General features: G+C 45.9%; 6 protein-coding genes and 1 pseudogene. 3 read left to right on the top strand and 4 right to left on the bottom strand.

Annotation, left to right across the window (positions count from 1 at the left end):
* Positions 1-444, top strand: a pseudogene (locus tag BWK47_RS10705) (transposase); the annotation flags it as partial.
* A gap of 167 nt (positions 445-611) precedes the next feature.
* Here BWK47_RS10705 and BWK47_RS10700 read toward each other — a convergent pair.
* Together BWK47_RS10700 and kaiC are read right to left on the bottom strand one after the other, a co-directional pair.
* Complete coding sequence (locus BWK47_RS10700; RefSeq protein ID WP_010872548.1) at positions 612-938, bottom strand: circadian clock KaiB family protein; 327 nt, start codon at positions 936-938, stop codon at positions 612-614.
* 20 nt (positions 939-958) lie between these two features.
* Positions 959-2,665, bottom strand: coding sequence for a circadian clock protein KaiC (gene kaiC, locus BWK47_RS10695; protein WP_162328627.1), 1,707 nt, complete (start codon positions 2,663-2,665; stop codon positions 959-961).
* A 422-nt stretch (positions 2,666-3,087) separates the two neighbouring features.
* On the opposite strand from kaiC, the gene BWK47_RS10690 reads away from it, so the two are divergent.
* Positions 3,088-3,810 carry a DUF4230 domain-containing protein gene (locus BWK47_RS10690; protein WP_162328626.1) on the top strand — a complete coding sequence of 241 codons (723 nt, stop codon included), beginning with the start codon at positions 3,088-3,090 and terminating at the stop codon, positions 3,808-3,810.
* 34 nt (positions 3,811-3,844) lie between these two features.
* On the opposite strand, the gene BWK47_RS10685 is transcribed toward BWK47_RS10690, so the two are convergent.
* Positions 3,845-4,795, bottom strand: coding sequence for a LysR family transcriptional regulator (locus BWK47_RS10685; RefSeq protein WP_162328625.1), 951 nt, complete (start codon positions 4,793-4,795; stop codon positions 3,845-3,847).
* A 448-nt stretch (positions 4,796-5,243) separates the two neighbouring features.
* Here BWK47_RS10685 and BWK47_RS10680 point away from each other — a divergent pair, with 448 nt between their 5' ends.
* Positions 5,244-6,827, top strand: coding sequence for a Na+/H+ antiporter (locus BWK47_RS10680; protein WP_162329679.1), 1,584 nt, complete (start codon positions 5,244-5,246; stop codon positions 6,825-6,827).
* A 255-nt stretch (positions 6,828-7,082) separates the two neighbouring features.
* Here BWK47_RS10680 and BWK47_RS10675 read toward each other — a convergent pair whose 3' ends face one another.
* Positions 7,083-7,763 (bottom strand): response regulator transcription factor, encoded by a 681-nt coding sequence (locus BWK47_RS10675; RefSeq protein WP_162328624.1) that lies wholly within the window; start codon positions 7,761-7,763, stop codon positions 7,083-7,085.
* Positions 7,764-7,997 lie beyond the last annotated feature (234 nt).

The raw sequence follows: 7,997 nt of genomic DNA, 5'->3' as shown, positions 1-7,997 counted from the left end.
GAACTGGGCAAGAAACTGGCTATGACGGCGGAAAAAAGGTCAATGGTCGTAAACGTACAATCCTCGTGGATACCATGGGATTACTTCTCGATGTTGTGGTTCACAGCGCTCATCGCTCTGACCATCAGGGTCTGATTCTACTTGGCACCTGGTTTGCTCCCCTTTGGCAGTGCCTGACAAGTTATATGGACTGACAGTACCTTTGGCGGAAAAGATTTTATCCATTGGGTGGAGCATACTTTTGGTTGGACCTTGAATGTGGTCAGCAAAAAGCAGGGACAAAAAGGCTTTGAATTCTTACCCCGCCGTTGGGTAGTCGAGCGCACCTTTGCTTGGTTTGGAGGTTATCGTCGTTTCAGTAAGAAGTATGAATATTTACCTACCACCAGTGAGACACTGCTCTATGTTGCCATGGTTCATTTTATGCCTCAAAGGCTTGCTTAAAACTTTTCAAACACTTTCCTAGGCTTGCAAAGACTAGAATTTGCTCCCTGGAATGCAAAGCCGCAGTACGTAATAATGTTCTTTGAATTTTGTAAAAAGGTGCTCAAATATTTCTGTGATTGCGGGTTTTAAATCCTCCGGAACATTCATTGCGACAACCTAAAATGCTAGATTTTCCAATCCATAGAGGGTAAAATTTGTAAGCCCACTAATACCTTTTCTGTATTGGACAAATCACCAATAATTTTTTTGATTGGTTCGGGTAATTTTCTTACTAAAGTAGGCAATGCCAAAATACTATCTTCGATCGCCAATTCAGGTTGTTGGGTCAAATCGATGATTTCAATTTGATATTGACCGTTTAGATATTCTTCACAAATCTTTTTTAAATTTATAAAAGCTGTGACGGATTTAGGAGTTTGTCCCGCTACATACAGACGCAGTTGCCAAACTTCCAAGTTTTGATTGCCAGATAGAGCGTTTAAATTTTCCATAATAGAAGACTCTTCAGTACTTAGGTGTTTTGATAAATGTGGCGAGACTTTTTAATCAGATTACGGTTGGCCAACATTGTTTGTTTGAATTCTTCCTCCTCCAACATTAGTACTTCTAATTCCTCATCTTGACTGGCTAGTTTCATTTGGAGGGCATCAATCTTCGCCTGCAGTAAGTACTTTTTCCGCTCAAAATTCCGTTTGCTGAGCTCTAGAGCCTGTTGCCGCCTTTTGGCGATCGCCTCTTCTTCTAAAATTTGATTAATCCTTTGGGTACCTGTTAGTACTTGCCCTTCACCAATGTAAGCTTCGATTAAATCTACCCCATCATTACTAAGGATAAATTCCCGCACTTGGTTGGAGTGGGCCATGCCCCTAGATTTTAAAATATAGAGAATACGATTTCTTTCTCCATTTATTCTCAGGGTCTGTAACTCCAGCCAGGTATCCATTAAAGAAGAAACACCAACTTCTGTTTGTTCATTATCATATCCCACATTGCCGCCGGTCAAATCCGTCAAAAATACAGTAATTTTCTGGCTTTTTAGATAATCAATTAGACGCATGAAAAAGTTTTTTGTCTGATTTAAATTGCCACTAGTAATTAGGTTACTCATTGGATCAACTACCACCAAGCTTGGCTTAAAATTTCTGACCCAACTATGAATCTTAAACAGACGCATCTCTAAATTATAATTAGTAGGACGAGTGGCATCAAATTGTAGTAATTGACTGTCTAAATAGGGCGATAAATCTAGACCAATGGAGTTTAAATTGCGGCAAATTTGTTGGGGTGATTCCTCAGTAGCAAGATATAAACATCGTTCTCCCCTTAAGCAAGTTGCCTGGGCAAAAAAGGCCGCCAGGGTAGTTTTGCCAGTGCCAGCTCTCCCGGTTACTAAAATGCTACTGCCACGGTAATAACCCTGCCCGCCAAACATATCATCCAATTGGGGAATGCCGGTGGAAATTCGCTCCTGGGAGACGCTGTGATTGAGAATCAGGGAAGTGATAGGCAACACGGAAATGCCATTTTCTTCGATCAAAAAAGGATATTCATTATTGCTATGGCGTGAGCCTCGATATTTAACGACCTGAATAGTTCTGGTGGCAACCTCTTCCACAGTTTTTTGATCGAGTTTAATAACACAATCAGATACGTATTCTTCCAGACCTTGCCTAGTTAAATTTTTGTCGCCCCGTTCCCCTGTGATCACTGCGGTAACGCCTTTTTGCTTTAACCAATGGAATAAACGACGTAATTCTGCTCGGACAATATTGGTATTCTCTAAGCCAGAAAAAAGAACTTCAATTGTATCTAAAAGGATTCGCTTTGCACCAATTTTATTAATGGCATAGCCTAAGCGAATAAATAGGGCTTCGAGGTCATATTCTCCTGTTTCTTGAATTTCGCTAGCTTCAACATAAATATGATCAATTAAAATTTTTTCTTCGGCAACTAAATCTTGTAAATTCCACCCTAAGGACGCCACATTTTGGATGATTTCTTTGGCGCTTTCTTCAAAGGAAACTAAAACCCCTGGCTCTCCATATTCCACTGCCCCCCGCACTAAAAATTCCACCCCAAATAGAGTTTTACCACAACCGGCTGAACCACAAATGAGGGTTGGTCGGCCCTGGGGTAAACCACCGTTGGTAATTTCATCAAAACCTTGAATCCCGGTGGGGCATTTAATTAGAGAGAGACTTTGGCTGTTATCTGTCATGATTTTTACGGATTCAATTTACTTGCCAGCATTGCCAATGGTGTTTAAATTTATGTTTGAGTTTTTGTCGTAATTATGTTCGCACAATATTCCCACTATTAATTTGCCGAGATTGAGCAATGATCACACCGTAGGCATGGGCTACTCCGATCGCCATTGTTGTCAACTGCCCGACCAAGGCCAACCCCATGACTTCAGTAATAACTTTTTGTCACATTAGCGGACCCAGACCCCAGCAACAGAAAGTGCCTTAGTCGGGTATGGTGAAATTTACCTAATTTTCCGCCTGAGTTCCATTTAGAAGCTAGTTGACGATGGAATTGGCCCCATGGACCCATACAGTCACGGCAATAGTATCCATTAAAACTGCGATCCCCGGCTACTACAATCAAGTTATTCCCTCCTCAACCATTGCTTAAACCATGGCAGAAAAACTATCTTCCTCACCACCAGCCCGGAACATTTTTCAGCGACTACCGCTTCTGGGGACTGGGGGCGTAGTTCTAACCATGGCGATCGCCGTTATGGGCATTGTCCAGGGTCTACGTATCATCAGCCCTTGGCTCCGCATCGGCAATAATCAGGCCAAGGCGGAAATTTCTACCCTCGTGGTGCAGCAAATCCGGGCAGTCAGTGAACTAACCACCACCATTTTTGCCATGGAAACCGTAGTGCCCACTAGTCAGGAACGGCAATGGGGTAATTTCACCCTGGGGCGCACCGACTTACTCTACATTGGCTACGGGGAAGTGCGGGCCGGCATTGATCTAGCCGAGATAAATGAACAAAGTATTCAACAACAGGGAGAAACGCTAATTGTCACCCTGCCGCCGCCGCAAATTCTTGACCAAAAGATTGATGTGGAACGCTCCCGCATTTACCACTATGACCGGGGATTTTTAAACCTAGGACCCGACACTGTTCCGGAGCTACAAACTTTGGCCCAACGGCAGACCCTAGCCAAAATCACCGCCGCCGCCTGTGACCAAGGCATTTTGAACCAGGCTAACCAGAAGGCCGAAGTGGCTCTAGCGAGTTTATTAAAAAGCACAGGGCACCACCAGGTGGAAATTAAAACCACTAACCCCACGGTTTGCGCCATCCCCTCCGCCCAGGGTTTATCCAGGGACAAAATCAATGGTTAAAGCAGATAAAATTGTTAAAAATCAATCAAGGTGATTAAAGAACTAACTTCACAGGGGTTTGTTGGGTCGTTAATTGCTCTGCAAACGGAGCCGGCATATTTTTGGTAACGGCCATGAGATAGTCCAAAAAGGTTTGGGTAATCACCGACAGTTGTTTACCCGCTAGGTTAGCCACGTACCAACGCCGCTTGATAGGAAATTCGTCAATGTCCAAAATTGTCAGCTCACTGCGGGCTCCCTCCGATACCAGGGTATGTTGGGACAACACAGAAATGCCCATGCCACCGGCGATCGCCTGCTTGATGGCTTCATTACTCCCCAGTTCTAGTCGCACCCGTACATCAACGTAATAGCGGTGGAATAAATTTTGTACCGCCAAACGGGTACCGGAACCTTTCTCCCGCATAATGAACGCTTCATCATTCAGCGCCGTAATGGGAATATTGCTTTTCCCGGCTAGGGGATGGTCCCGACGGGCAATGACCACCAGAGGATTATCGAGGAAAGGTTGGTAATTAAGGTCAATTTCCTCCGGCGGCTCACTAACAATGTACAAATCATCTTCATTGTTTTGCATCCGGTGACGAATCTGCTCATGGTTGGTCACCTTGAGGGACACCTCAATGCCGGGATACTTTTGGGTGAATTCCCCCAGTAAACGAGGAATGAAATATTTTGCCGTGGTAATCACCGCCAAGCGTAAACGACCCTGTTTTGTCCCCTTAATATCCGCCACTTTCATGGCAAAATTGTCCAGTCGCTGGAAAATATCCTGACAAGTTACCAAGAGCTCCTGGCCCGCCTCGGTGAGGTAAAGTCGTTTGCCAATCTGCTCAAACAGAGGAAGTCCGACAGTTTTGGATAACTGTTTGATCTGGCTGGAAACGGTCGGCTGGGTAATGTAAAGTTCTTCTGCTGCCCTGGTGAAACTGCCATGTCTAGCCGTGGCTTCAAAAACTTTTAATTGGTGTAAGGTTGCTTGCATGTCCTTGATGAAGATGGTGATTAGATGGGAGGGACAATTTGAGGAGGCGGATTAAATTTTCTTCAAGCCCACACTGAGCTGGAACCTAAGCTAAATTTCAGTAATTTTCAGTTGTCGGTCCTGGCGGGGCTTGGGTCTAGGCTGTGCAGAAATCAATAAATACAATGGACCGATGGCCATGATCTTCACTTTCATAGACCTGGGATTGTTGTTAGATAACTAATGATAGAATAAAGCCAATGATTTTGACAAGCTTAGTCCAGGGAGTTGGCATTGATAGGCTGCCATCTGGGGCCATGGCTCGACTCCGGGGCCCATCCCAGAACTTTTGACCAGCGCAAATCTGCTTAGACTGCTACAGACTGACCCCTATCCTCAGATTAACTTTGCCCTCAGAGCGGAGTGGCCCCATAATGGGGGAGATTTTAGCCAGAAAGGAGCCAAAACCGTGGATACAGCGGTCAACGAATCCCTCTCGATTTCCTATAACCTAGAACAATTCTTGATTGTGCTCTCGGTTTCCCTGAGCATTGCGACCCTGTCCAAGACGGTGCCAATTCTGCGAAAAATTCCCTACACTCTGCTGTTGGTAATTGTGGGCATGGCCCTAGCCTTTGTTGATGTGAAGCTGATCAATCTTTCACCGGAATTGATCATGGAAATTTTTTTGCCCCCCCTCCTGTTCGAGGCGGCATGGAATTTACAGTGGCGCAATCTCAAAGAAAATTGGTTTCCGATTATTCTCTTTGCCACCCTCGGAGTGGTCATCTGTGTGGTGGGCATTGCCTTTCCCCTTTCCTACTGGGGAGGTATGGAGTTGGCGATCGCCTTTTTAGCGGCGGCGGCCCTGTCGGCTACAGATCCAGTGTCGGTAATTGCCCTATTTAAGGAGTTGGGGGCGAGCAAAAAACTGAATACGTTAATGGAAGGGGAGAGCTTATTTAATGATGGGGTGGCGGTGGTGGTCTTCCTCATTTTGGTGGGCATTCCCCTGGGTACTAGCACTTTTGACTTGTCCGTTACCCTGGCCCGATTTCTCACAGTGATAGGTATTGGGGTGGGTTGTGGCCTGGTGATTGGCTTTAGTTTGTCCCTGTTGACCCAACGGTTTGACCTACCTTTTGTGGAGCAATCCCTCACCCTGGTCTCCGCTTACGGTGCCTATATTTTGGCGGAAAACCTGGGGGGATCGGGGGTAATTGGGGTGGTAGTGGTGGGCATGGTGTTAGGCAACTATGGTTCCCGCATTGGCATGAATCCCCGCACCAGACTGATTGTCAGCATTTTTTGGGAATTCGTGGCCTTTTTCGTTAATTCCATTATCTTCTTGCTGATTGGTGATCAAATTGGCTTGAGCAGTCTTTCGGATCACCTTAATCTGATTTTGATTGCCATTGCGGCGGTGGTGGTGACTCGCTTAGTGAGCATTTTTGGCCTGAGCTTGATTAGCAATAAAGTGAGTGACCAGATTAGCCGTACCCACATCACCCTCCAGGAGCAAACCGTACTGTGGTGGGGGGGATTACGGGGTTCCGTTGCCATTGCCGTGGCCTTGAGCGTGCCCCAGGCGATCGCCGAGAGACAGGCCATCATCGACATTGTGTTTGGTGTGGTGCTATTCACCCTACTGGTGCAGGGACTAACCACCCAATTTGTGCTCAAAGGCTTGGATCTAATTGGCGATCAACCCCAACGGTTGGAATATGCAGAGCTAGTATCCCGACAAATTGCCCTAAGGCGGGTGTTGGCGGAACTAGAAAAAACCGACGAATTCCCCGACATTAACCTCGAACGACTGCGTTATAAACGGGAATTAGTGCAGGGGCAATTACAGAGCGTCACCGACAAACTCACCCTATTGCTACAGGAATATCCCCTATTGCAGGAAGTGGCCAACAAAAAGTTTGACCAAGCCGTGCTGGATATTGAAGCGGAAACCTATGCCGATTTAATTCGCATGGGTCGCTTGGAGGAAAATATTATGCCTTTACTGGTTACCCTGGAAGGGGAAAATGTGGCCGAACCATCCTAGAGCGTGTTTCAAAAGCCCCCCTGGGCCCAAAGTTTGGGGGGAATTTAAACAAAAGTACTTCAGCACTGCCGGAGCTTTAGTGGGTCGATTTAGGGAGAAAAAGAAAACTTTTCAAACATATTCTTGGATATGATTCGGTTTTATTTGGCCTGAACCAGATTTTGGGCTGGTAAAATTTCTCCCATGGTTAGGAAAATTTCAAAGTTTCCCAGTTGCTAGAGAGCCTGGATAAAACTGGGCATATGCTAGCGGCAGTCAAAAAGAAACTAATCTTTTTTCAATGGCTAAAAGGGCTGCTTGGGTACGATCCCGCACCTCCAACTTACGCAAAATAGTGTGTACATGGACCCGCACTGTGCCCGGCGCAATGTAAAGTTCGTCGGCAATTTCCTGGTTACTTTTTCCCCTGGCCACCAGGGATAAAATTTCCAGTTCACGCTTAGTGAGTGGGTTCTCTCCATCTGCATCCGCCAATGGCAGCACCGCCCCCGTGGACGAACTGTGTTGAAATGCGGTCTGAATTTCCTGAGAAGCAATGGCATCCCACCAAAATGCACCAGCCGCCACTGAGCGAATCGCCAGCACTAATGTTTCTGCGGCCACCCCTTTAACACAATAGCCCTGGGCTTGGGCTTCAATCAGGCGGTTAATCAGGGCCGGTTGGGAATGGGAAGTAAGAATTAAAACTGGTAATTGTGGATGAATTTTTTTGATTTGATGGCAGGCTTCAATGCCACCGATACCCGGCAGTCCCACATCTAAAATCACCACGTCAAAAAGCTGTTGATTGACGTAGGCGATCGCCGTTTCTCCATCTTCCGCTTCCCCGGCCACGTCCAACCCTGGTTCCTGGCTGAGACGGGTCACCAATCCCAAACGGAAGAGTTCATCGTCCTCCACCAAAAGAATCCGGATTGAAGTTGGGGAAATTGCCATAAATGGTTTTGATTAACAAAGGTAGTCTGGATAATTGGCCTAAATTGGGGGTCAAAACTAGCCAATCCAATGCCTGCTATCTATCCCAAAATTGTGCTTTCTGAACCCTATCATTTTCCTTTAAAACGTGTTTGGAAAGTTTTATTCCGCCCCCTAAGAAAGTGTTTGAAAAGTTTTAAGCAAGCCTTTGAAGCATGAGATGAACCATGGCAACATAGAGCATTGTCTCACTGG

The organism is Synechocystis sp. CACIAM 05, from assembly GCF_010222815.1.
In the GTDB taxonomy this organism is placed as follows: domain Bacteria; phylum Cyanobacteriota; class Cyanobacteriia; order Cyanobacteriales; family Microcystaceae; genus Synechocystis.
The sequence above is the reverse complement of the archived record's forward strand: the minus strand, read 5'-3'. Positions and strand labels throughout refer to the sequence as shown.

Coding starts and splice junctions, on each gene's coding strand:
- BWK47_RS10700 (WP_010872548.1), bottom strand. CDS start 938: ATGGAAAATTTAAACGCTCTATCTGGCAATCAAAACTTGGAAGTTTGG.
- kaiC (WP_162328627.1), bottom strand. CDS start 2,665: ATGACAGATAACAGCCAAAGTCTCTCTCTAATTAAATGCCCCACCGGG.
- BWK47_RS10690 (WP_162328626.1), top strand. CDS start 3,088: ATGGCAGAAAAACTATCTTCCTCACCACCAGCCCGGAACATTTTTCAG.
- BWK47_RS10685 (WP_162328625.1), bottom strand. CDS start 4,795: ATGCAAGCAACCTTACACCAATTAAAAGTTTTTGAAGCCACGGCTAGA.
- BWK47_RS10675 (WP_162328624.1), bottom strand. CDS start 7,763: ATGGCAATTTCCCCAACTTCAATCCGGATTCTTTTGGTGGAGGACGAT.